The organism is Flavobacterium johnsoniae UW101, from assembly GCF_000016645.1.
GTDB classification, from domain to species: Bacteria; Bacteroidota; Bacteroidia; order Flavobacteriales; family Flavobacteriaceae; genus Flavobacterium; species Flavobacterium johnsoniae.
This window is the reverse complement of sequence record NC_009441.1, coordinates 3,642,325-3,664,234: the sequence shown is the minus strand read 5'-3', so window position 1 is coordinate 3,664,234 and position 21,910 is coordinate 3,642,325. Positions and strand designations below refer to the sequence as shown.

Below are 21,910 nucleotides of genomic sequence, written 5' to 3'. Positions count from 1 at the left end.
AAAAATCCTATATCCTTAAAGGGATTTCGAACCATCGTTCAGCTTTGATTAATTCTCTGATAGCGCCACTTTAAGACTGTTTCTTTCAAACGGACTAAGAATTTCCTGTGAAAAATTCGAACCACAAATATTAGGCTGTGAAGACTTGAAAAATCTACACATTAGGGTATAAAAAAAGAGACAACTAATTGCTAGTTGTCTCCTTAAGTGACCTTACTGAACAATTTACAAACCATTTTATGAACGATTTAAAGAAATTGGCTTATTTTCAAGTGAATTTGTAAGATAATTTTTTGATTTTTTGTTTTGAAGCGGTTTGCATGTATCGTTAGGGTATGTATTGAAAAACGTTAAATAACTTTATGCTTTTATCTTTTAGCTGTAATAATTATTTGTTGGGTAGATACTTGCATATCCAGATAAAATATAGTGATTAAAAATAAAATATTTATTTAAGAAAATGAATATCAAAATTTGTTGATGATATAATTCAACCTTTCAGATAAAACAAACTTTAGATTTTTTAATTGTGTAAGATTTAATACAGGATATTATTTTATTTAATTTTTATAATGCTTTAAATTGATCGCGTTAAAAGAATATGAAATCATTAAGTAGCTCCAAATAGCAAGTTTATTTTCATCTTGTATTTTTGGCAGATATTGCATTGCGTTTGTTGATTTATAAAAAGAAAAGGCATAATTAATTTCCAGTTCTTTGACAGGTAAGTACTTCAAAGAAAAATCATTTTCATATCCAAGAAACTTTGTCATTTTTTGACCCAAATTATTTAAAAGCGGGTATCGAGTATAAAAAAGGTGAAAATCAGAACGAAGAGATAGTTTACTATTTAAGGGAATTACGGTAAATAGATAAGGATTTACTAAACCTTTTCCGTTAACGTCGGAGGGAAAACGGGTAAAGACATTCATATTTCCATTGAACTTCCATGTCACGCCATATAAGACATCAAAATCTCCCGAACTATTATCTGATAGATTAGGACTGCTGCCACTAATTATTTCTGCACCTAAACGCCAAGTAGATTTCAATAGAGATAATTTAACTTCAGGTTGAAAATAGTAAGTAAATAATTTTTGACCTTTTGAATTACGTCCAAACTGCCAATATGAATTTAAAGTATAATACTATTGTTTCGTTTTAAATTCTATTCTTCCGCCTGCTGTTGCACGAGTATACAATTTCCCTGAACTTGAGTTTTCTAAAAAATCAACAGCATTCAATGAATTAAATGAAAATCCATGATTGTTATTGTAATTGAGACTATTTATCAACAGGTATTTATACCTATTTGATGCAACAGGAGAGTAGGCTGACTCAAATTCAGTGCTGTAGTTTCTGGTAAACAAAAAGAAAAAATCATTAGAGAAATATTTTGAGTATTTCATTATCCGTATTCCTTCATGGGCTCTCCCTTGCTGTGCCCAAGGAGCATCAGAAAATAATCTGCCATTATCTAATAAAACACTTTGCCTTCCCAATCGTACATTTAGAGATTTAATCTTAGTCTCAAAATACAATTGATAAAAATTAATGCTTCCAACTTTGGAAGCTTTGCTGTTTTCATCCCAAAGATGAATTTCCTGTAAATCGGATTTAATAAGCCATTTTTCTCTAGCATACTGCATAGAAATTCTGTTTCTCTGGGTAATAATAAAATAAGGATCAATTGAATCGTTGGGAGGAAGAAAATAATTTGAAGTATATTCGACTCTTGGTCTGATTTCAATATTCATTAGAAACTGTTGGGATAAGCTATTTTTTTGCTGTGCGTATAATTGAAATACACATAAATTAATAAAAAGTAATAAGATTTTTTTACTCGCAAGTATTTTGACTATCATACTTCTAATATCCTATAGAATTAGTGTATAAAAGTAATAATAGTATTCATATTTACAATATTATAATTACGTTTGATAATCCGCATTTATAATTTGTTCTGTTAAATCAGTAATGCGATTAGAGCCGGCACTTCTACCAAAGAATCTATGACAAATGCAAAAGCCTGAACGATGATTATTACCAATACTCCATGCATGCAGCAATGTTAAGCTGGAAAATACTGCCCGTCGCTGTTAAAGAAGATCAAAATCTGTCTCACAATTTGTGTGAAACAGATTTTTTTTGGTTTCTCTATTGGTGCAGCGATAAAAAAAATAATTTTGAAGAACATTCTATACTTTTAAATTACCAAATATCATAACTGTAATATTTTTAATGCTCCTCTAGCGACTATGAAAAACACACAAACACCAATAATAAGATCGGGTACCATTGAATTAGTAAAGTATACTAATATACCAGCAATTATGACTCCCATATTAATTACAATATCATTCGAAGTAAAAATCATACTAGCTTCCATATGTGCCTCTTTACTTTTAGATTTTTGAAGCAGGTAAAGGCATAACGAATTACCTACAAGTGCAAATAATGAAACTATTATCATAGTTCCGTATGCAGGAATATGGTCTGAGTCTACAAATCTTCTTAAAACTTCAATAAGTCCCAAAACTGCAAGACCAATCTGAAAATAACCACTTATTTTTGCTACACTTCCTTTTCTTGAAGCTGTGCTCCCGACAGCAAACAGAGCTAAACCATATACAATGCTATCGGCGAACATATCCAAACTGTCGGCAACCAATCCCATCGAATTGGATATAAAACCTGTAATTATCTCTATTAGAAAGAATGAAAAGTTTACAATGAGAACCTGCCATAATAACTTACTTTGCTGTGAGTCACTGTTTGTCTCTACATGTTCTGATGTATGTTCTGATGCCAGCAGAGTGCTGTCCAGATTAAGAGTATCAATTGCATTTGTTATAAGAGTGTCGTCGTCCGTATGATAGATCTTTAATCTTCTGTTTGCAATGTCAAAATCAAGCTGTTTGATTTGTTCTAAACCAGCGAGCTTCATTCGTATTAATTGTTCCTCACTGGGACAATCCATTTTTCTTATATTATATATACTTTTTTTCATAAGACTATATTTTAATCTTAATACCTGCATTTACAACAAATCCGTCTAACGGTGCATAAATATCTTTGAAAACAGGATTTGAAATTGGTCCTGTGTAGATACTTCCAAATTTTGTCTGTCTGGTATCAGTAAAATTTTCAAAATTGGCAAAAATTGAAAAATTTTCCCAAAGCTTTTCTACCATGAAGCCGAAAATCCAATATTCCCTTCCAGTTGTACCATCACTTAACTTTTGAGGACTGTAATAATAAGCTTCTAAACCAGCTTTCCATTTATCTTCGACTTCATACATCAAAACATTATTTAATCTGTGTTTAGCAGTTAAAGGATTTTGAGATTTTATGCCATTGTTGTCTATCGAAGCATCAGTAAAAGTGTACCCAACAAATAGTTTAAAATCTTTATAGCCTAATTTCACATTTGTTTCTGTTCCTTTTGTATCTAAATATCCATTAATATTTACAAATTGGTAAAGGTCATTAGGAAGCGAAGTTAAAATCAGTGGATTATCAACATTTGTATAAAAGAATAATTGATTCAATGATAATGAAATATCTTCGGTAATTTTAGTTTTATAATTCACATCAAAGTTAAGTCCGTAACTTTTTTCAAGTTTATTGAAATCACTATTAATAGGGAGTACATTTTGATATTGAATACGCTCGCTTTCTTCGGTAAAAATAGTTGGTGTTTTGTAGCCTAAACCGCCACCAAGTCGTGAAGTAAGTTTGGAATTAATTTTAAATAAAGCTGAGATTCTAGGTAATAATGAGAATCCGTAATCAACAACATAATCACCTCGAAGACCAGTCTCGATATCCAGCCATTCTTTAGCTTTGACGGTATTCTGAACAAAAGCACCATAAGTGATCTGATTATAGTTTCTTAATGGAAAAGCTGTCTGGCTGTTTTCAGTAAACTTGTCAGTATATAAATTTCCACCAGCAACCCATTCTGCAATTTCTCCATTTTTAGAATAGCTGATTTCTGAGAAAGTACTGTTCTGCAGGCCATCAAAAATATAGTCAGGAATAGTTATAATGCGGCTGAAATTATTAAAACTGTTTTTAATGGTAATAGATTCCTGATCATTAAATTTATGAGTAAGGGTGAACTGAGTGCTTATTCTCTTCGTTTTATTTTTTTCGAAATAACTGTCAGGATATTTATTTTCGTCTTTTATATAGTCAATATTCCCGCCGATACGATTTTCAAAAACTGTATTAATGCCAAAATTTAGTTTAGTGTTTTCATTAAAATTGACAAAAAGTTTTGGATTAAAATTAAAGCGTTCGAATTTTGGAATCGCAGTAAGCTGTATATCAGCAGGGTCATAAGGAGCGTTTCGGTCATGAGATGCAAAAACAGTCAATCCAATTTTATCAAACTGCTGGGAATAAAAACCATTAATATTCAAACCAAGAGCGGAAGTCCCATTAATTAGAAATCGCAATTCTCTTTCTTCGGTAGGGGTTTTAGATACAAGATTAACCAAACCTGCAATTGCACCACCTCCGTAAAGGGTAGAGGCAGAACCTTTAATTATCTCAACCTGTTTTAAATCTAACGGAGGAGTCTGCAGCAATCCCAGTCCGCTTGATGCACCTGAGTATACAGGAAAACCATCTTTTAAGATTTGTGTATATCGTCCGTCTAGTCCCTGAATTCTGATTGAAGAATTTCCAGAAGTAGCTGAAGTCTGCTGGGTCTGGATTCCGGTACTTTCATTAAGCATCATACGGATATCCCCCGGTTTCATATTTGCTTTTTCTTCAAGTTCTTCTCCTGCTATAAACTCAACTCTGGTTGGAATATTGCTGATTGTTCTTGTACCTCTTGTAGAAGTTACCACTATTTCTTTCATTTCTTCGGCTTCTTCTTCCATTTCACTTTGCAATGCAATTTCTATAAAATTGACAGCTGCAGGCACTTTAAAAAGTGTTTTATTGGGAGCATAACCCTCTATTGAGATCGATAATGTGTAGTCTCCATTTTTAAGGTTTTCGATAATGATGTTACCATTATTATCTGATGACAAAACTTCATTGGTTTCTTCAATTTTAGCTGAAGCACCTTTTACAGGTTCATTGGTTGATGTATTTTTTATATGGAATGTGATTTTATTCTGTGCCTGTACAGTGCCAATAGATGCTATTGCCACAATCAATAAAATATATTTAAACATTTGTGATTTCTTAATGTTAATAAAGGTGATAAGCCCGCTTAATTGAAGTTAAGCAGGTAAAAGCGGTATTTTATTAAGAAATTTTAGGAGGCTGCCAGATTTTGCAGATGAAAGAAGAATCGACAAATTTATAGTATGATAGTGTCTGTGAAGCTTCTTCAATTGTGAATTCTAATTTTTCGGTAATAATTGAAGAATTAAAGTTTATTGTAAAACCAATACAGGTTCCACAGGAATAAAATGGCGAACATTTTCCATTGCATTCATCACCGCAGTCATGAGACTCACCCTTGCAGTTTTTTTCCACTCTACACTCAGAGTGTTTAGCAAACGCAGAGCAAGGTACTGTCGAAAGAAACAGTACAATGAACGATAATATTGTTACCCATATTTTCACGCGTCAAAATTATAAATATTTTACTTAGTAATTTCATGTAATTGTTTTTCTTTCGGCTAAGTTTTCTGTTTTTTTGTTAATATAAATATAAAATTATTGTGCTAGTCTTATATAACAAGGATTAAAGTGGTTTGTATTCTGTCAAGTCACCTTTTAAAATATTCAAACCATATATATTTATAGGTAAAAGTCTGGTTAAATACAATTTAAAAGCATAAAAAAAACGCTAATTCCTCGGAATTAACGTTTTTTTAAGAAGTGACGTTTAGTTCACAATTTACAAATCATTTTATGAACGATTTAAAGAAATTAGCTTATTTTCAAGTGAATTTGTAAGATAATTATTTTAAAAGTTTGTTGATAAGCGGTTTGTATGTATCGTAAGGGTTAAATGTTAAAAATCGTTAATTCAGTAATAGATGTGATTTCTGTCATAATAACTTATAGATTTAAGTTGAAGAGAGCGAAAAAAAATGTCATCAGTAAATTTAAATTATTATTCTTAAAATTTTATAATCAAAATTTGTATATGATAATCTATTGTCCATTAGAAATTATTCAATTTAGCAACATTTTTTATCTTGCTGAATTGGTGGACATGGCACAGTTCCATAACTGCAATATACACAGCAATCACCTTGATTTGGTTTAAGAGTTTGTTTGCAGTTCTCACATTCGTAAAAAAATTGGCATGCATCAGTTGGCATAGTTTCTTCTTTACTGTGGGAGCAAAGGGGGCAGGTTATTATTGATTGTAGAACGATTTTCATTTTAATTTTTTGTTAGTTACTGTATAGCCTGTTGAATTAATTGCTTTTTCAATTTCATTAATAGTAGTTTTGGAATTATCAAATTCTACAATTGCGTTACCATTAGTATAATTTACATTTGAATTTATTATTCCAATCAATTTATTCACTTCGTGATTCACGTGTTTTTCACAGCTGGCACAAGTCATTCCGCTTATTCTAAACTCAGCTTTTTGAGTGCTGGTCTTTTTCACGACCAAGACTTTCTTTTCTGTATTTGGATAAAAAATGCTTGAGTAGTAAGGAAACGAAAGCAAAAGGGCTGCAAATACGGTGATAATTACTAAAAACATTTTTGAATTAACGAATTTCGTATTTTCTTCTCTATCGCAGTTACAGTCTATCAGCTTTTTAGTTTTCAGCTTTTGATACCAAGATAAACCAATAATTATAACAGTCAGGCCGATGAAATAAGGCCTCATTGGTTCAAGCCATGAAAAAGCAGAAGCAATCCCGCTTGTTCCGGCAACTAATGCTAATATGGGAGTAATGCAGCACAATGAAGCAGCTAATGCTGTGAAAAATCCGGCTCCGATCATTTTATTCTCTGTTTTCATATTTTTTCTAAAATTTCATTTTGTGCTAAAATTTCGAAGAAAGGTTTCAGCATTTTTTCATATTCCTTTGTCAATGAATAGAAAATGGTCTGCGCTTCCCGTTTAGTTTCAATAAGTTTTCTGTCTTTTAGTTTCCGTAAGTGCTGTGAAATTGCAGAAATACTCATTTCAAGAATATCACTTATGTCACAGACACAGAGCTGTTTTTCTTCATAAAGTAAAAAGAGAATTCTTAATCTCACATTATTGCCAGCCAATTCAAGCCCACTTGATAAATAGTCAAATGAGGTATTGAGTTCTGATACTCTGTCTTTACAGCGGATTATTTGTTTAATATCTGCTTGCTGTCGTATACAAATTATATCTTCCATAATGCAAATTTATACTTTTTGCTTATTTAAGCAAATGCTAAAATACAAAATAATTGAATTAAAATTTTGAATGATTCCTGCCCATAAAAAAAGACAACTTTTTGAGTTGTCTTTTAAACAGTAAAGCGAAATATTACTTTTTGCAATCTTTCGGAGCACAAGTTCCCGAATCGTCACTACAGCAATGCGTAGAACATTTTTCAGTGCAGTTTTTCTTTGCATCAGTTTTTGATAAGTTCGCATAAGCGAAGATACTTCCAGCAGACAATACCAATGCTGCAAGAGTAATGTACATTTTGTTTTTCATAATTTTAATTTTAATGATTAATACTACTTAAGACGCACTAATCTAAAAATGATGCAGGCTTTGCTGATTTTTTTTTTTTAACAGCCTGAATTTTCTATATATGAAGTTTTCAAAAATGATTCGGTGTTATCAGCATTTTCCTCCGCTGCATGATTTTTTAGAGGTAACGTTCATAATATTTCCACGGCGGTCTAATTCAATACTGCAGCAATCCAGAAGCATTTCCTTTAATTTGGATCTGCCTCTTTGCACTCTAGAACGGATGGAAGGGTAGGCAAGGCTGTATTTTTCTGTTAAGTCTTTCTGTTTAATTCCATGTATTTCGCTATCCATGATAATGTCCCGATAGTCTTCCGGCAACCGTTCAATGAATTTTATCAGACAACAGTCCAGGCCTTCCGAAGTATCAAGATCTGTTTCATGCATTATTTTTTGCATCATACAATCGGTCAGCTCTGATTTTTTATTATTGGAATTTTTTCTATAATAGTCAATAATGGAATTTCTTGTGATCGTGAAAATCCAGCTTTTTAGTTTGCCTTCGTCAGTTAGTGATCCTAAATTCTCGTTTATCTTTATAAAAACTTCCTGCAAAACATCAGATGCATCGTCGGTATCATTAATATGAGCCTTAATATACCTGCCCAAAATGATATAAAACTGATTGTGAATAGTATTTATTTCCAAACTCATAGATTTTATGTTCTGTTTATTAAGAAAGCAGGATTAGCAACAATTGATTTTAGCTCTGAAATTATTCCAGATATGGGCTGTTTTTGGCATGCATAAGAAAACATGAAGAATTGCCATTGCGATAGTTCCGGGTAAAAGATTTACAATTAACAAATTGAAGAAGCCTGGAGATTGATTGATATTAGAAATCATTATTTCCCCATTTTGAAAAGTAAGTCTGATGGAGAGGTAAACTGCAATTGACGCAAAATGAAACCCATTTACGAATAAATGGACAATATATTCCCAGCGCGGAAGCCCTCCCATAAACTGCCTGCTGTCTTTCTCTATAAAAGCGTCGTACCCTAGCACCATTATATCCAAAAGAACTATGGTTAAACCTATTACAAAACTAGTATGATTATCCTGTTTCAAGAACAGAAAATAAAGGATTGCCGGAAAGAAAACAGCTCTCAAAGTATGGGTAATATGCTCGGTTTTGCTTTCTTCCCGATTATGGAGCTGGTATTTGAAAATATGCAGATAAACGCCATCATATAAGGCTAAGACTGCAAATAGGACAAGAAAGAAGGATGAAATGATAATTGCTGTTTCCATTTTATTTTAAATTGGTTATAAAAGCAAAACTATTGGAAAGTATAATCAGCAAAAAGGACAAATGTCCTCGAATTTACTGGGTAATTTCTTTTCTGATCCTGCTCAGCGTCCTGCGTGTTATTCCTAGATAGCTTGCAATATCATTTACTGAAGCTTTGTTTATAACGGCAGGCTGTTCCTCAAGCATGCGCATGTATTTTTCCTTTGCGCTTTCATTGCACAAAACACTGGCATACTGCTCCATCACCATATACTGCCGCTCGGCAATTGACCTTCCGATATTCTGCCAGAGAGCACTCTTCTGATAGAGAATCTGCAGGTCATTGTAACTGATTGTTATAAGTTCGGTATCTTCTACAGCCTGAATGGAAAGTTCCGAAGGCAGCTGCGAAATAAAGCTCTTGTAGGAAGCCGTCAAATTATTTTCTGCGCAGAAGCAGGAAGTCACTTCTTCGGATTTTTCATTTATGTAATATGTCCTGAGGAGCCCTTTTTTTATAAAAGCGGCTTCATGTGAGGTTTTGCCGATCTCTGCAAAATAACTGTTTCGGGTTAATGTCCTTGTTTTGAAATACGGACTGTACTTTTCAAATTCCTGATCGCTGAGAGGGACGATACTCTTTAAAAATAATTTAAAACTTTCCATAGCGGGTTTTATTTCAATACATTAATATGCTTTTCTAAGCATAAACGCGTAAACGTCCGGAAGAGGACTCTCTTCAATAGCACGGGCTGCTTTTTCAATATCATAAGGAACTCTTACGAATTCCACCTTTATGCCGTCTTTTTTGGAAAGATTACTGGTTTTTTCAATGGTTACCACTGCATAGCAGCAGTCCGGATTTCTATCTTTTGGCTTTCCAACCGACCCTGCATTAATGGCATGAAAATAGCTGCCTTTTTTATTGGGATTTTCCAGTATGCGATGATACGGCAGATGAGAATGTCCGCAGATAAGAATGTCTGTATTGGAATCAAGAAAGATGTTAGTGAAATCTTTCTCATTTTTATCCTCAAGCAGATATTCCCTGTTGCTGTAAGGACTGCCATGAACCATAAGTATCTTAATGAGTTTGTTGGATGTCTGGTATTCAAGTTTAATATGGGCAGGAAGAGCAGAAAGATATTTGATCTGCTCTTTACCCACAATCTGATATGCGTAGCTTTCAATGTCATTTGAGCCGTCATTGTGTATTTCTACAGCTTTGACATCGTGATTTCCTGCAAGGGTAGGGATATGCTTTTTACGGATCTCATTTATCACGGCATTGGGGCATAAATTGTAGCCGACTAAATCCCCTAAGCAGTAAACGGCATCAATATTCTGCTCTTCAATACTTTTTAAAGTCTGCTCCAGTGCGGGGAAGTTCGCATGTATATCCGATATTATTGCAATTCTCATATTTTCTTAAGCAGTTTCTGCAGCTACCTGTTTTGTGAAATACTTTTTTCGGAACCAGAAGGCAAGGTTTACCAGTGCTATAAGAGCAGGCACTTCTACCAGAGGGCCTATAACACCTGCAAAAGCCTGTCCGCTGTTTATTCCAAACACGCCGATTGCCACAGCAATGGCAAGCTCGAAATTATTCCCTGTTGCTGTAAATGCTATAGAGGTCGCTTTTGAATAGTCAGCCCCAAAATATTTACCCGTGAAAAAACTGATGACAAACATTAAAGTAAAGTAAATCACAAGCGGTATTGCAATACGAACAACGTCCATAGGGATCTGAACAATAAGTTCCCCTTTCAGGCTGAACATTACAATAATTGTAAAAAGCAATGAAATAAGTGTAATTGGCGAGATAAACGGCACGTACTTATTCTCAAACCATTCAGAACCTTTTAAGGCTATCAAAGCATAACGGCTTATGATTCCCAAGGCAAATGGAATTCCTAAATAGATACCGACACTCTCGGCAATCTGTCCAATGCTGATATTGACTTCAAAACCATCATATCCAAAATAGGGAGGGAGAACGGTTATAAAAATATAAGCATATACACTGTAAAGCAGTACCTGAAAGATGCTGTTAAGGGCAATAAGTCCAGCTGCATACTCACGGTTTCCGTCTGCCAGATCGTTCCATACCACAACCATTGCGATACAGCGTGCCAGACCGATCAGGATCACCCCGATCATGTATTCAGGATATCCGTTCAAAAACAGGAGCGCCAATAAAAACATCAAAACAGGGCCTACGATCCAGTTCAGGAATAAAGAAGCACCTAAGACTTTAGTGTTTTTGAAAACCTGACCCATCTGTTCGTATTTTACTTTTGCCAGAGGCGGATACATCATCAGGATAAGCCCTATTGCCAATGGAATGTTTGTTGTTCCGCTGGAGAAAGAATTGATGAAATCTCCGCTGGAAGGAATAAAGTATCCTATTGCCACGCCTATTGCCATAGCAAGGAAAATCCAAAGGGTCAAGAAGCGGTCAAGGAAGCTTAATTTTTTGCGTCCGACGGCTGGTGCACAGTTATTTGCTGACATTTTATTTTTTTATTTGTGAGAATACGTAAAACATTTCAGTTCCTATCTGCAGGCTTCGCTCCAGATAAGTTTCTTTCTGCTGAGGCGTTCCGTCGGAAATTTTTGGATCTTCAAAGGTAATCGGGATTCTTTTCTCAGCGCCTGCTATAAAGGGGCATCCGCCGTCAGCCTGCGAGCAGGTCATTATTGCGGCGAATCCGCTTTCAGGATTGAAGTCATCATCATAGGTTTTGGAAAAACCGATGACAGGAAGTTCGTCAGCTGAATATTTTATGGAATAAACCGGGTTTGATCCCTCTGAAAGCGTTTTGATGTTGAATCCTGAATCCTTCAAAGTCTCCGCTGCCATTGGGAAAAGGGCGGTAGCCTCTGTTCCTCCTGAATAGCATGAAACGTTTTTGATGCCGTAATAGGCGGCAGCAGTCTGAGCCCAAACCTGCGAAAGATGGCTTCTTCTGGAATTGTGCGTGCAGATTAGGTTTAGTCTGGTTTCCAGCTTACTGTCCACTTTAGTCTGAATGAAGTCGATTAATGGCTGCAGGACTGTTTTGCGATCCTCGGAGATCTGCTTAAAATCAAATGATTTAACGGTATTCTCAATTTGTGGATATAACATAGTTTTTTGGCTGTAAAGGTTTATTGATTATCTGTTTAATGATTAGCAGCATCCTCCGCCCGGAGTGCATGAATTAGCATTGTCAGTATTTAACTGAGATAATTTTACTTTAGGCTTATCAGATGGAATACCGCACTGCTCCTGAGCAAGACAGGCTGTCTGTTTATTAAGCAGAGTGAAGTTTTTACCGTTAAAATCTAAATCGTATTTGCCGATAGTAGTGTTCTGGTATTCCACTTCAATTTCATTGTCTTCAATTCCTAACACTTTTTCTGAAAGCTCAATGATGTGGATCAGTTTCTGAGGTTTAAGCCTGTGCTCGTAGTCGTTGGCATCCCAAAGCTGGAAGTTTACAACTGTTTCTTTTCTTACTGTTCCTCCGCAGTCGATGAAGTTTTTGGTAACCAAGCCTACTTCAGTTACGTGAAAATATTCCGGTACAAATGTGCCGTCCGGCAGTTCAAAATTTACAGCTTCCACTGTTTTAAGCACTTCTTTAATTTCTGAAAGTTTCATAATTTTTTATATTTAGTTAAACTATATTTTTTATTAATTAATAACGGAGCTTCTTCTTTCAAGAAGCGCAGTATCTCTCCAGATACCATTCTGTTTTCCGATTTTTTCTCTTGTTCCCAGTATTCTGAAACCTGCTTTTTCATGGATTCGGAGGCTTGCCGTATTCTCAGGAAAGATCCCTGCCTGAAGCGTCCAGATTCCTTCAGTTTCGCTCTGTCGTACAAGTTCCTTTAAAAGGGTAAGCCCGATTCCTTTTCCCGAATGTGCAGGATCCACATATACGCTCACCTCTGCAACCCCTGCATAAACGCAGCGTGATGAAACAGGTGTAAGGGCAGCCCATCCAATTACCTTGCCATCTTCCTGCATCACAACCCGGCAGGACTTAAGATGCGACTGGTCCCAGTCTTCCCATGAAGGGGCACTGGTCTGGAAAGTTGCATTGCCGGTGTCTATCCCTTTTTGGTAAATTATTTTTACCTCATCCCAGTGTTTGTCCGAAAGTTTTCTGATTTCCATATTTTTATAGATTAGCAGCATTCGCTTCTCTTTTTTGCCAAATGATCTGATATGTGCTGAAAGAAGCCTTTTATCTTTTCCAGTCCAGGTTCATTGATGCAGTAGCAGATCGAGTTTCCTTCGATGCTTCCTTTAATCAAACCTGCATTTTTCAATTCTTTCAGATGCTGTGAAACGGTCGGCTGTGAAAGGGGGAGTTCGTTTACAATATCTCCGCAGATGCAGGCATCCACTTTTAATAAATATTCCATAATAGCAATACGCGCAGGATGGCCTAATGCTTTGGCTAAAACAGCCAGCTCGTTCTGGCTTTCTGTAAAGTGATCTGTTTTTGTTGCTCCCATCGTTTTATATTTATATTGCAATATTACGATAATAATTTAAATAAAAAAAAATATAAAGATTTATTTTTATGAAGATGAAGGCATCGGCTAAGAAAAAGATTCGATGCATATGGTTTTATAATATTGTTTGTTACCCGAATGCTAGTTTTATCAAACCAATGTATAAAGCAATAATTACATGGTTTATCGTTAGCTGATATTATATAAATACAATACAAACTGAACAACCCATAATTAGAAAGATGTTCAGCATTTGCAGTTATTTGTTATTAATAATACCAATTTTAAATTTAAAATTGGTATTATTAGATTTTCATACTGGTTCAATTTCGATCATTAATTTGAATGGACTTCCACACCGTTCAAATGAAAGACAATTTAAAAAAATTGATATCCTTCAATATTAACCGATTAATCTTAATTCTAGAATTTGGTCTTACAATAATTTACTATTGTACTTATAAGCTAGTAATTTAAAATAAATCCTGCACCAAAGCCCATATCACTGTCATAGTGTGAAGACAAAGAACCCCATCTGGTAATTATATAGCGTAGTCCTGCCATATATTCCTTGTCTGTATTCCACATCAAATTCATTCTAAGCCGTTTAGAAACGGGAATGTCTTTACGTTCAAATTGTAATCTGACTTTACCATCGGTAAAAACTTCAGCTTGTGCTACTATTAACATAGGTAGGATGTAGTTAACCCCTAGACTTACCACTGCACGTTTATCCTTAGTATTGGTTTGTCCAAAAAGATTATTTTCTTGTATATCTTCTCCCATTCTTCTATATCTCCAGTCAAATCCTATAAAAGGCATTAACCATTGCATTTTTCCAATATATCGACCAATATGTGTTTCTGTTTCATAACCATGCATGTCATTGTATCCTAACCTCCATTCGGTTCCAATGCTCCAGCGTGTACTTTGATACATTGCTTCACCGTCATTTCCATTGGTGGCAAAATCATTTTCTGCCATAAAGTGGAATTTTCTGTCGTCAGCAAACAATTTTCGTTGAGCCAGTTTAGGGTTTGGTATTTCTGGATTTGGAGGTGAATTTTCATAAGAAAAAATTCTGCCCATACCAGCCATCATATGGTAGAGAATATGACAGTGGAAAAACCAGTCGCCGCCATCTTCGCTTGCGGCGAATTCAATAGTATCTGTTTCCATTGGCATGATGTCGATGATATTTTTCAAAGGCGCAAAATCACCTTGCCCATTGATGACCCTGAAATCATGGCCATGCAAATGCATTGGATGGCGCATCATTGAATTATTATGCAGGACGATACGTAAAATTTCTCCTTTCTTGATCAGGATTTTATCAGCTTCGGAAACGACCTTGTTATCCAGGCTCCACACATAGCGATTCATATTTCCGGTAAGCTCGAATTTGAGCTCCCTCACTGGAGCATCTTTTGACAATGCCGTGCTTGTTGGAGATTTTAGCATCGCATAATTTAATGTCACAATATCGGCAAGAGCATTGGCATTGTACTTATTTTCCATATTGTGCATGTCGTGCATTTTATCAGGGGTATCCAATTTGGTTTCTTCTTTGTCCATCTCCATTGGCATGTCTTTACTTCCTTTTGTTTGTGGGCCTGTAATTTCAGGATACATTACCGAGTTCATATCCATCTGATTCAGCGACATCTTCATCCCCATATCATTTAGGTCTCCGTTCATTTTCATCATATCGTTCATCATTTGCATCCCTTCAAAGTATTTCAGTTTGGGTAAAGGGGAGGTGAGCTGTTTGATGCCATTTCCAATGTAGAGGGACGCCGATTTTGTCCGGTCTTCTGGTGTTGCCAAAAACTCATAAGATGTATTTTCTGCCGGAATGCTTAAAACAAGGTCATAAGTTTCAGAAACTGCAATAAGTAGACGGTCTACTTCAACAGGCTCAACATCATTACCATCACTGGCCACTACTGTAATTTTGCCTCCGGCATAGGTAAGCCAAAAATTACTGGATGCACCGCCATTAGAGACGCGTAATCTTACCTTATCACCGGCTTTGAACTGCGAAAGCTGGCTTTCGTTTTTCCCATTAATTAAAAATTTCTCATAATAGACATCGCTTACATCCATAGCGTTCATACGCTTCCACTCATTGAGGACCTTGGTTTTTAAATAGCCTTGTTTTATAGCTTCGCCATAACTTTGGGTCGTGCCTTTTTTTATTGCAAACCAATCGGAGGCATTATGCAGCATTCTATGAACGTTCTCCGGGTCGATATCGGTCCATTCGCTCAGCACAATCGGAATTGTCGGTAGGTCATCTATCCCTGCCCTGAAGTTTGGATCGGAGCTTCGTTTGTTCATCACAAAAGAACCGTACATTCCTATTTGTTCCTGCAAACCAGAATGGCTATGGTACCAATGGGTCCCATGCTGCCTGATGGGAAAAGAATATTTGTAGGTACTGTGTGCTTTTATCGGCATTTGGGTAAGGTTAGGCACACCGTCTTCTTTATTGGGTAGAAACAAACCATGCCAGTGTAATGACGTTTCTTCGTCAAGTTCATTATGAACATAAATTTCTGCGGTATCACCTTCTGTAAAGGTTAATGTAGGCATTGGTATCTGGCCATTTACCGCTATCGCTCTTTTTGATTTCCCTGAGAAATTTACCACCGTATCGCGAACATATAAATCGTACCTTACAACTTTAGGTGGCTCATCATTTACCATCATTTTTTTTACTGGGGGGCTCGCTGTTTTCTTTTCCATGTTTGTCTTATTATGCGCCTGATGCATATTGATCTTATCCGCAGAGGAAGATTTAGCCTTTTTAGGCATTTCCTCTTTAACAGCAGTTACAGTTTTAGGTTTTGCAGCTGCCTTCGGCTTAGTGATTTTAGACTTTTCTTTCACTAATGCCATGCCGCATTTTGGGCATTTTCCTGGTTTGGATTCATGGATATCGGGATGCATTGGACAAGTATAGGTAGCAGGATTCGACTCTTCTTTGACAGACTTTTTATCTATTGCCATTTTCATATCCTGGGCTTGAATCAGGACAGGAAGCATGATAAATACGAGTATTATAAGTATGTTTTTCATATTGCTTTTTTAAAGAATAGTGTTCTATTATTTTTTTTCCATCTCATTTAACTTGGCCTTCATCTGTGCAATTTCAGTTTGTTGTGCTTTTATAATGTCCTTGGCAAGCTGGCTTATTTCAGGATCGTGAAGAGAAGCCTTCTGAGCCATTAGTATTGCTGCTGCATGGTGCGGTATCATTGATTTTAAAAATTGTTTATCTCCAACAGCTGCTTGCTCTCTTATACAGGAAAAAAAAATGATCGCGATAAGGCTGCCTGTTATAAGTAACATTATGTTCCATTTTTTATTAATATACATACGACCCATAACAATAATTTCAATTACGAGCATTGGCATAGTCATTAGTCCTGCCATGTAAAATTGGTTTACATTGGGAATGACATTAGCAAAAATATCGACCATCGAATACATCAATATGTACATAGAAATAAATGACAATACGATCATAATGGCTAATTTTTTGTACATTTTGGAGTCTACCTCTTTTGAATACTGCTGTGTTGCGTGTTCCATTTTCATATTTTTAGCTTTAAAAGTTATTTAGATTTATCTATTTCCCTGAACAAAACAAGTCTAATGCTACTATAACACTGGATCGGTTTAAATGGCAAGGATTTTTATGCTTCTGTAGTTTTCAATGTGATATTGTAATACTTATTATTTATTTACTTTTAAGTAATAATTGTAACTCTTCAATCTGATTTTTTAATTTTTCAGTACCCTTCATTTTTTTCTGTTCTGCAATTGTTAAGGCTTTTTTTGCTGCCTCAATAGCATTGGGATAATCCTTCAGTTCTAAAGATACTTTCTGTCTTAAAGTGGGATAATAAAAATTTTCGGGATCTAATTTTTCAGCTTCAGCTAACCACGATACTGCTTGATTGTTTGCTCTACCCGTGGCTGAATAATAATTTGCTGCCTGAAACAATAAAGTAGCATTTTGACTTTTTTCTTTAATAATATATTTGTCAATTAGAGCTAAAATTTCTTTGTCAGCTTTGCTTTTCATAGGTATTTTAACCATGGTATTTTCCCATTCTATTTTAAGGAAGCCTTCTCCTTTACTGTTGATGTCATTTAATTCAATGGTAAAAGTTTCGTAAAAATCAATCGTTTTTTCTGTAGGAACGGTAAAACGCATAACATCTTTTTTCTCATCATAACCAGTTTCGCCATGTAAAGTAATATCACTATTGATAATGATAGTCCACTCATTTTCTGAAGGAATTGAGAATACAGAATAAGTTCCTGCTTTCAAAATATTATTTCCAAAAGCGATATCTTCATTAGTACTTATGGTCGTACAATCGCTGGCGCCTGTTCGCCAGAGCTTACCAAAAGGCACTAATTCGCCAAATATTTTTCGCCCTCTTACTAAGGGCCTGCTATAGGATATTTTGACTGTTGAGCTTCCGATTTCTTGTTGAAATGATGCCGAAGGGCTTGCAGAAGTAAGTTTAATTTGAACTTTTTCTTGTGCAGAAATTGATAACGATTGTATAATAATGAAGCTTAGCAGAATTATTTTTTTCATATTTTGTTAATTTTAAATTGATTTTGATATTTTTTCCATTATTGAATGGTCGGTTCCAAATTTGCAGATAGCATCACAATTAGCTCTTAATTCAGAAAACAGGATATATTTGATATTCATATTTGAGTTTTTTATAACGGGCCTATTAAGCTGAAGAACCACATCTTTTTCCCGGTTATCCGGAATAATAATGTAAAAAACTTCATGTCCGCTTGAGATACTAAAATATAGGTCAGACAAGCGAAGTATGCCGGAATAAATACTAGTGCTTTTTTCTACTTCAAAGGCACCTATAATCTTGTTTGTGCCTTTTTCGAACCAGAGTACATCAATAAGCTTGATAGTATTTTGTGTGTCCTTGTCTGTAGGGAGTTCGGGAAATTTATTTATTGATATAAATGAAAAATTTTGTCCTCCAAACGATTTGCTTTTGTCGTTACTCGCTGGGGTGACATCAAAACCCAATGAAACTCCAATTTTTAATAAATGGTACTGCATCTCACTATGAAGATTTTCCTCCAGTTTTTCTTCGAGTATTTCTTTTTGGCGCTTGTGTACGTTTTTTTCGAATCTTGAACGTTCTGCCTCGCTTAAATATTCATCATTGCCGATCAGCATTTTCTGAGTTCCAATTTCAAAACACAATCCTGCAATGGCACCCAAATCATTTGAGAGCTGTGATTTATGTAGACTATTAGTTTTCAATAAAGTTTCTCGGATTTTAAGATACTCAGTCCAGCTTCCTAATTTTTTTTTGTCTTTAAAAAGAAAATTAAAACCATTGAGAATAGCGGTGTTAAAAGGTGGGAACCAGGTTGGGTGTATGAAATATAAAATACTGGCAACAGCAGGCCCTAATCCTTTAATTTTTAATTCATCTAGTTTTATAATTTCTTTTACAACCTGTTCTTCATACTTAGCATTGATGCAATTTTCAAGGAACTGACCAAAAGCCAATTTATTGTTTTGATTCTCATAGATGTCAGGAATACGTAATTTGGGTTTCCAATAAAACGGATGGGAAACCCCTGCAAAGACTTGTTTTTGTTCGGCTATGCAGCTCAAAACAAATTCTAAGCTGCTTTCTTTAAAATCATTAGGAAAGTTCTTGTTTTTAATATCCTCAATGACTTGCAGAACACCGCGTCTAATAGTCCGAAATGCTTTTAACCGTTGGTTGTTATCTATAAACCAGGTATTATAGACACTTTCGTTATCGTTTTTATACTGCAGAATAATTTGTCCTAGATTGGTCATTTGTTTGTATAGTAAAATTATTTATTCTTTAGAGTTTTAAACTTCTCAATCGCAATGCATTCACAATAACAGATACCGAACTAAAACTCATTGCCAAGGCAGCAATCATAGGAGAAAGTAATATTCCGAAAAATGGATATAAAACACCCGCAGCAACTGGTACGCCTAAGACATTATATACAAAAGCAAAGAATAGGTTTTGCTTGATGTTGCTCATTACAGCGTGGCTCAGATTTTTTGCTTTTACAATTCCTTGCAGATCTCCTTTTACCAAAGTAATCTTGGCGCTTTCGATCGCAACATCTGTTCCTGTTCCCATCGCAATTCCAATGTCCGATTGAGCCAAAGCTGGCGCATCATTTATTCCATCTCCCGCCATAGCTACAATTTTTCCTTCGGCTTGAAGTTTCTCGATTACTTTTAATTTATCCTCGGGTAAACAACCTGCCTGAAAAGAGGTTAAATGCAATTCGTCTGCAACCGCTTTGGCTGTATTTACATTATCTCCCGTAAGCATGATTACTTCAACCCCTTGGCGCATTAATTCTTTTATAGCTGCAGCACTTGTTTCTTTTATAGCATCGGTTATCGTTACAAATCCCACTACATTTTTATCTACAGCGATATAAGAAACTGTTTTTCCTAATTTTTGTTCTGCAATAATTTTTTCTTCAATTGTGGCAGAAATAGCTGCCCCTGCTTGCTCCATTAATTTTTTATTCCCTAATGCCATCTTTTTATCAATAGCAGTTCCGATAACTCCTTTTCCGGCGATGTTTTCAAAATCATCTACTTTGGTCAAAGAAACATTTTTAGCTTTTGCAAATTTCACTACAGCCTCCGCAAGAGGATGCTCACTGTACTGATTTAAAGACGCTATGTATTGCAGCAGTTCATCTTCTGAATATTGCAGCGCTACGATTTTTTCTACCGAAGGTTTGCCCTCCGTAATTGTTCCTGTTTTATCCGTAATGAGAACATTTACTTTGTCCATTTTTTCCAAAGCTTCGGCATTTTTTATCAGAATTCCCGATTGAGCGCCTTTTCCAACTCCTACCATTACAGACATGGGCGTTGCTAAACCTAATGCACAAGGGCAAGCAATTATTAATACTGCAATAGCATTTATAAATCCATAAACCATTGCTGGTTCCGGACCAAATTTTGCCCAAATGAAAAAGGTAAGAATGGAAATAACGACAACAATGGGCACAAAATATTTAGCGATGCTATCGGCTAGTTTCTGAATTGGTGCTCTGGAACGACTTGCATTATTAACCATTTGTATAATTTGCGAAAGCAAGGTTTCCGAACCAACTTTTTCGGCAACCATAATAAAGGATTTGTTTCCGTTTATAGTCCCTGAAGACACCATATCACCTATTTTTTTATCTACAGGAATTGGTTCGCCGGTAATCATCGATTCGTCTACTGTGCTTTCACCATCAGTAATCTTCCCGTCTACAGGAATTTTGTCTCCGGGTTTTACCCGTAATAAATTACCTTTTTTGATATCATGGATTGAGATTATTTTATCACCGCCATCAATTACCAAAGTAGCTTGGGTAGGAGCCAGTTTTAATAATTCTTTTATAGCACCACTGGTTTGACTATGTGCTCTTGCCTCGAGTAATTGTCCTAACAAAACCAAAGTTAGAATAACCGTTGTGGCCTCAAAGTATAGCAGCACTGTTCCGTGTTCGGTCTTAAATTCACTAGGAAAAACGTCTGGGAAAAACATTCCTGCCAAACTAAATAAAAATGCCACTCCTGTACCAATTCCGATAAGGGTAAACATATTTAAGTTCCATGTAATTATTGACTTCCAAGCCCGTACAAAAAATATCCAACACGCATAAAAGACAACAGGAAGTGATAAGATAAGTTGTACCCAGTTCCATTTAGAGGCATCCATTAATTGTAGTAGAGGATTCTTGTGAGCCATTTCTATCATAGCTATAGCGAAAATGGGAACAGTAAATACTACCGCTATTTTCATTTTCTTAACCAAATCCTTGTAAATTCTTTGGTCTTCGTTTTCACTTGGCTCCAGTGGCACCAGATCCATTCCGCAAATAGGACATGAACCTGGTGAATCGGTTATAACTTCCGGATGCATTGAACAGGTATACTGCTGAACCCGGGCAGCAGCAGGTTCTTGTACCAAATGCATTCCGCATACAGGACAATCTCCTGCTTTATCATACATTTTATCACCTTCACAATGCATCGGGCAATAATATTTCCCACCCGCATCATTGTGAGGTACGGCTGTCGTTTTATGATCATGTTTGTGTCCATGATTCTCAGCAGTGCTACAGCATGATTTCTCCGTTTTTTTTTCGTGCGAATGCGTGGTTTGAGTCATTTCAATGGTGTACTTTCCAACCGCAGTCAATGCTTCTTGGAGCTCTTCGGTCGCAATATGATTTTCCATTGTAATAGTTGCCAATGGAGGATCTAAGGAGACCTTTGCTTTTATTCCCTCTACAGCATTTAACGTTTTTTCTACTTTTGTACGACATCCATCGCAAGTCATTCCCGATATTGTATAGGTGTGTGTCATAAGGTTATTTTTTACAGTTCCGATGCGTTATTTCTTTAATATATAGAAAGTTAG

The 21,910-nt window shown here is 35.6% G+C and carries 22 protein-coding genes; all 22 read right to left on the bottom strand.

From position 1 onward, the window contains the following. Window positions 1-560 precede the first annotated feature (560 nt). On the bottom strand, window positions 561-1,052 hold the full coding sequence (locus FJOH_RS26300) for a hypothetical protein (protein WP_012025082.1): 492 nt from the start codon (window positions 1,050-1,052) through the stop codon (window positions 561-563). A 96-nt stretch (window positions 1,053-1,148) separates the two neighbouring features. Then, window positions 1,149-1,757, bottom strand: coding sequence for a hypothetical protein (locus FJOH_RS26295; protein WP_052017586.1), 609 nt, complete (start codon window positions 1,755-1,757; stop codon window positions 1,149-1,151). 464 nt (window positions 1,758-2,221) lie between these two features. Next, window positions 2,222-3,010, bottom strand: a complete 789-nt coding sequence (locus FJOH_RS16070) for a cation transporter (RefSeq protein WP_035691042.1) — start codon at window positions 3,008-3,010, stop codon at window positions 2,222-2,224. Window positions 3,011-3,014: 4 nt separating this feature from the next. Beyond that, complete coding sequence (locus FJOH_RS16065; protein WP_012025080.1) at window positions 3,015-5,195, bottom strand: TonB-dependent receptor; 2,181 nt, start codon at window positions 5,193-5,195, stop codon at window positions 3,015-3,017. A gap of 73 nt (window positions 5,196-5,268) precedes the next feature. Continuing rightward, window positions 5,269-5,592, bottom strand: a complete 324-nt coding sequence (locus FJOH_RS16060) for a DUF6660 family protein (protein WP_012025079.1) — start codon at window positions 5,590-5,592, stop codon at window positions 5,269-5,271. 563 nt (window positions 5,593-6,155) lie between these two features. Further along, a complete protein-coding gene (locus FJOH_RS27255; RefSeq protein ID WP_012025078.1) occupies window positions 6,156-6,362 on the bottom strand; it encodes a GDCCVxC domain-containing (seleno)protein in 207 nt (68 codons plus the stop codon). Next, window positions 6,359-6,958 carry a mercuric transport protein MerTP gene (gene merTP, locus FJOH_RS16055; protein ID WP_012025077.1) on the bottom strand — a complete coding sequence of 200 codons (600 nt, stop codon included), beginning with the start codon at window positions 6,956-6,958 and terminating at the stop codon, window positions 6,359-6,361. Before merTP ends, FJOH_RS27255 begins: the two co-directional genes overlap by 4 nt. Then, window positions 6,955-7,329 carry an ArsR/SmtB family transcription factor gene (locus tag FJOH_RS16050; RefSeq protein ID WP_008463711.1) on the bottom strand — a complete coding sequence of 125 codons (375 nt, stop codon included), beginning with the start codon at window positions 7,327-7,329 and terminating at the stop codon, window positions 6,955-6,957. The genes merTP and FJOH_RS16050 overlap by 4 nt, the downstream gene beginning before the upstream one ends. A gap of 436 nt (window positions 7,330-7,765) precedes the next feature. Continuing rightward, on the bottom strand, window positions 7,766-8,329 hold the full coding sequence (gene sigZ, locus FJOH_RS16040) for an RNA polymerase sigma factor SigZ (RefSeq protein WP_008463713.1): 564 nt from the start codon (window positions 8,327-8,329) through the stop codon (window positions 7,766-7,768). A 33-nt stretch (window positions 8,330-8,362) separates the two neighbouring features. Further along, entirely contained in the window at window positions 8,363-8,926 is a 564-nt protein-coding gene (locus tag FJOH_RS16035; RefSeq protein WP_008463714.1) for a hypothetical protein, read from the bottom strand. Between the two features lie 73 nt (window positions 8,927-8,999). After that, on the bottom strand, window positions 9,000-9,572 hold the full coding sequence (locus FJOH_RS16030) for a Crp/Fnr family transcriptional regulator (RefSeq protein WP_008463715.1): 573 nt from the start codon (window positions 9,570-9,572) through the stop codon (window positions 9,000-9,002). A gap of 21 nt (window positions 9,573-9,593) precedes the next feature. Next, window positions 9,594-10,328 (bottom strand): metallophosphoesterase family protein, encoded by a 735-nt coding sequence (locus FJOH_RS16025; RefSeq protein ID WP_008463716.1) that lies wholly within the window; start codon window positions 10,326-10,328, stop codon window positions 9,594-9,596. 6 nt (window positions 10,329-10,334) lie between these two features. Further along, complete coding sequence (gene arsB, locus FJOH_RS16020; protein ID WP_008463717.1) at window positions 10,335-11,420, bottom strand: ACR3 family arsenite efflux transporter; 1,086 nt, start codon at window positions 11,418-11,420, stop codon at window positions 10,335-10,337. A gap of 1 nt (window position 11,421) precedes the next feature. After that, entirely contained in the window at window positions 11,422-12,036 is a 615-nt protein-coding gene (locus FJOH_RS16015) for an arsenate-mycothiol transferase ArsC (RefSeq protein WP_008463718.1), read from the bottom strand. A 42-nt stretch (window positions 12,037-12,078) separates the two neighbouring features. After that, the gene (locus tag FJOH_RS16010) at window positions 12,079-12,552 is read right to left on the bottom strand and encodes a DUF6428 family protein (protein WP_008463724.1); all 474 of its coding nucleotides are present in this window, start codon (window positions 12,550-12,552) and stop codon (window positions 12,079-12,081) included. Between the two features lie 33 nt (window positions 12,553-12,585). Further along, window positions 12,586-13,092: a GNAT family N-acetyltransferase gene (locus tag FJOH_RS16005; RefSeq protein ID WP_008463732.1), complete on the bottom strand. Its 507-nt coding sequence runs from the start codon at window positions 13,090-13,092 to the stop codon at window positions 12,586-12,588. Beyond that, complete coding sequence (locus FJOH_RS16000) at window positions 13,083-13,415, bottom strand: ArsR/SmtB family transcription factor (protein WP_008463735.1); 333 nt, start codon at window positions 13,413-13,415, stop codon at window positions 13,083-13,085. Before FJOH_RS16000 ends, FJOH_RS16005 begins: the two co-directional genes overlap by 10 nt. Before the next feature lie 465 nt (window positions 13,416-13,880). After that, window positions 13,881-16,496, bottom strand: a complete 2,616-nt coding sequence (locus FJOH_RS15995) for a multicopper oxidase domain-containing protein (protein WP_008463737.1) — start codon at window positions 16,494-16,496, stop codon at window positions 13,881-13,883. A gap of 27 nt (window positions 16,497-16,523) precedes the next feature. After that, window positions 16,524-17,012, bottom strand: a complete 489-nt coding sequence (locus FJOH_RS15990) for a DUF305 domain-containing protein (protein WP_235023018.1) — start codon at window positions 17,010-17,012, stop codon at window positions 16,524-16,526. Between the two features lie 148 nt (window positions 17,013-17,160). After that, on the bottom strand, window positions 17,161-18,033 hold the full coding sequence (locus tag FJOH_RS15985; RefSeq protein WP_008463742.1) for a DUF2911 domain-containing protein: 873 nt from the start codon (window positions 18,031-18,033) through the stop codon (window positions 17,161-17,163). A 12-nt stretch (window positions 18,034-18,045) separates the two neighbouring features. After that, complete coding sequence (locus FJOH_RS15980; protein WP_008463743.1) at window positions 18,046-19,290, bottom strand: hypothetical protein; 1,245 nt, start codon at window positions 19,288-19,290, stop codon at window positions 18,046-18,048. Between the two features lie 28 nt (window positions 19,291-19,318). Beyond that, window positions 19,319-21,856, bottom strand: coding sequence for a heavy metal translocating P-type ATPase (locus tag FJOH_RS15975; RefSeq protein WP_008463744.1), 2,538 nt, complete (start codon window positions 21,854-21,856; stop codon window positions 19,319-19,321). Window positions 21,857-21,910 lie beyond the last annotated feature (54 nt).

What these genes read in the sequence shown, in the direction of transcription:
- FJOH_RS26295 (WP_052017586.1), bottom strand. Translation starts at nt 1,757, where the DNA reads ATGAATATTGAAATCAGACCAAGAGTCGAATATACTTCAAATTATTTT.
- FJOH_RS16070 (WP_035691042.1), bottom strand. Translation starts at nt 3,010, where the DNA reads ATGAAAAAAAGTATATATAATATAAGAAAAATGGATTGTCCCAGTGAG.
- FJOH_RS16065 (WP_012025080.1), bottom strand. Translation starts at nt 5,195, where the DNA reads ATGTTTAAATATATTTTATTGATTGTGGCAATAGCATCTATTGGCACT.
- FJOH_RS27255 (WP_012025078.1), bottom strand. Translation starts at nt 6,362, where the DNA reads ATGAAAATCGTTCTACAATCAATAATAACCTGCCCCCTTTGCTCCCAC.
- merTP (WP_012025077.1), bottom strand. Translation starts at nt 6,958, where the DNA reads ATGAAAACAGAGAATAAAATGATCGGAGCCGGATTTTTCACAGCATTA.
- FJOH_RS16050 (WP_008463711.1), bottom strand. Translation starts at nt 7,329, where the DNA reads ATGGAAGATATAATTTGTATACGACAGCAAGCAGATATTAAACAAATA.
- sigZ (WP_008463713.1), bottom strand. Translation starts at nt 8,329, where the DNA reads ATGAGTTTGGAAATAAATACTATTCACAATCAGTTTTATATCATTTTG.
- FJOH_RS16035 (WP_008463714.1), bottom strand. Translation starts at nt 8,926, where the DNA reads ATGGAAACAGCAATTATCATTTCATCCTTCTTTCTTGTCCTATTTGCA.
- FJOH_RS16030 (WP_008463715.1), bottom strand. Translation starts at nt 9,572, where the DNA reads ATGGAAAGTTTTAAATTATTTTTAAAGAGTATCGTCCCTCTCAGCGAT.
- FJOH_RS16025 (WP_008463716.1), bottom strand. Translation starts at nt 10,328, where the DNA reads ATGAGAATTGCAATAATATCGGATATACATGCGAACTTCCCCGCACTG.
- arsB (WP_008463717.1), bottom strand. Translation starts at nt 11,420, where the DNA reads ATGTCAGCAAATAACTGTGCACCAGCCGTCGGACGCAAAAAATTAAGC.
- FJOH_RS16015 (WP_008463718.1), bottom strand. Translation starts at nt 12,036, where the DNA reads ATGTTATATCCACAAATTGAGAATACCGTTAAATCATTTGATTTTAAG.
- FJOH_RS16010 (WP_008463724.1), bottom strand. Translation starts at nt 12,552, where the DNA reads ATGAAACTTTCAGAAATTAAAGAAGTGCTTAAAACAGTGGAAGCTGTA.
- FJOH_RS16005 (WP_008463732.1), bottom strand. Translation starts at nt 13,092, where the DNA reads ATGCTGCTAATCTATAAAAATATGGAAATCAGAAAACTTTCGGACAAA.
- FJOH_RS16000 (WP_008463735.1), bottom strand. Translation starts at nt 13,415, where the DNA reads ATGGGAGCAACAAAAACAGATCACTTTACAGAAAGCCAGAACGAGCTG.
- FJOH_RS15995 (WP_008463737.1), bottom strand. Translation starts at nt 16,496, where the DNA reads ATGAAAAACATACTTATAATACTCGTATTTATCATGCTTCCTGTCCTG.
- FJOH_RS15990 (WP_235023018.1), bottom strand. Translation starts at nt 17,012, where the DNA reads ATGGAACACGCAACACAGCAGTATTCAAAAGAGGTAGACTCCAAAATG.
- FJOH_RS15985 (WP_008463742.1), bottom strand. Translation starts at nt 18,033, where the DNA reads ATGAAAAAAATAATTCTGCTAAGCTTCATTATTATACAATCGTTATCA.
- FJOH_RS15980 (WP_008463743.1), bottom strand. Translation starts at nt 19,290, where the DNA reads ATGACCAATCTAGGACAAATTATTCTGCAGTATAAAAACGATAACGAA.
- FJOH_RS15975 (WP_008463744.1), bottom strand. Translation starts at nt 21,856, where the DNA reads ATGACACACACCTATACAATATCGGGAATGACTTGCGATGGATGTCGT.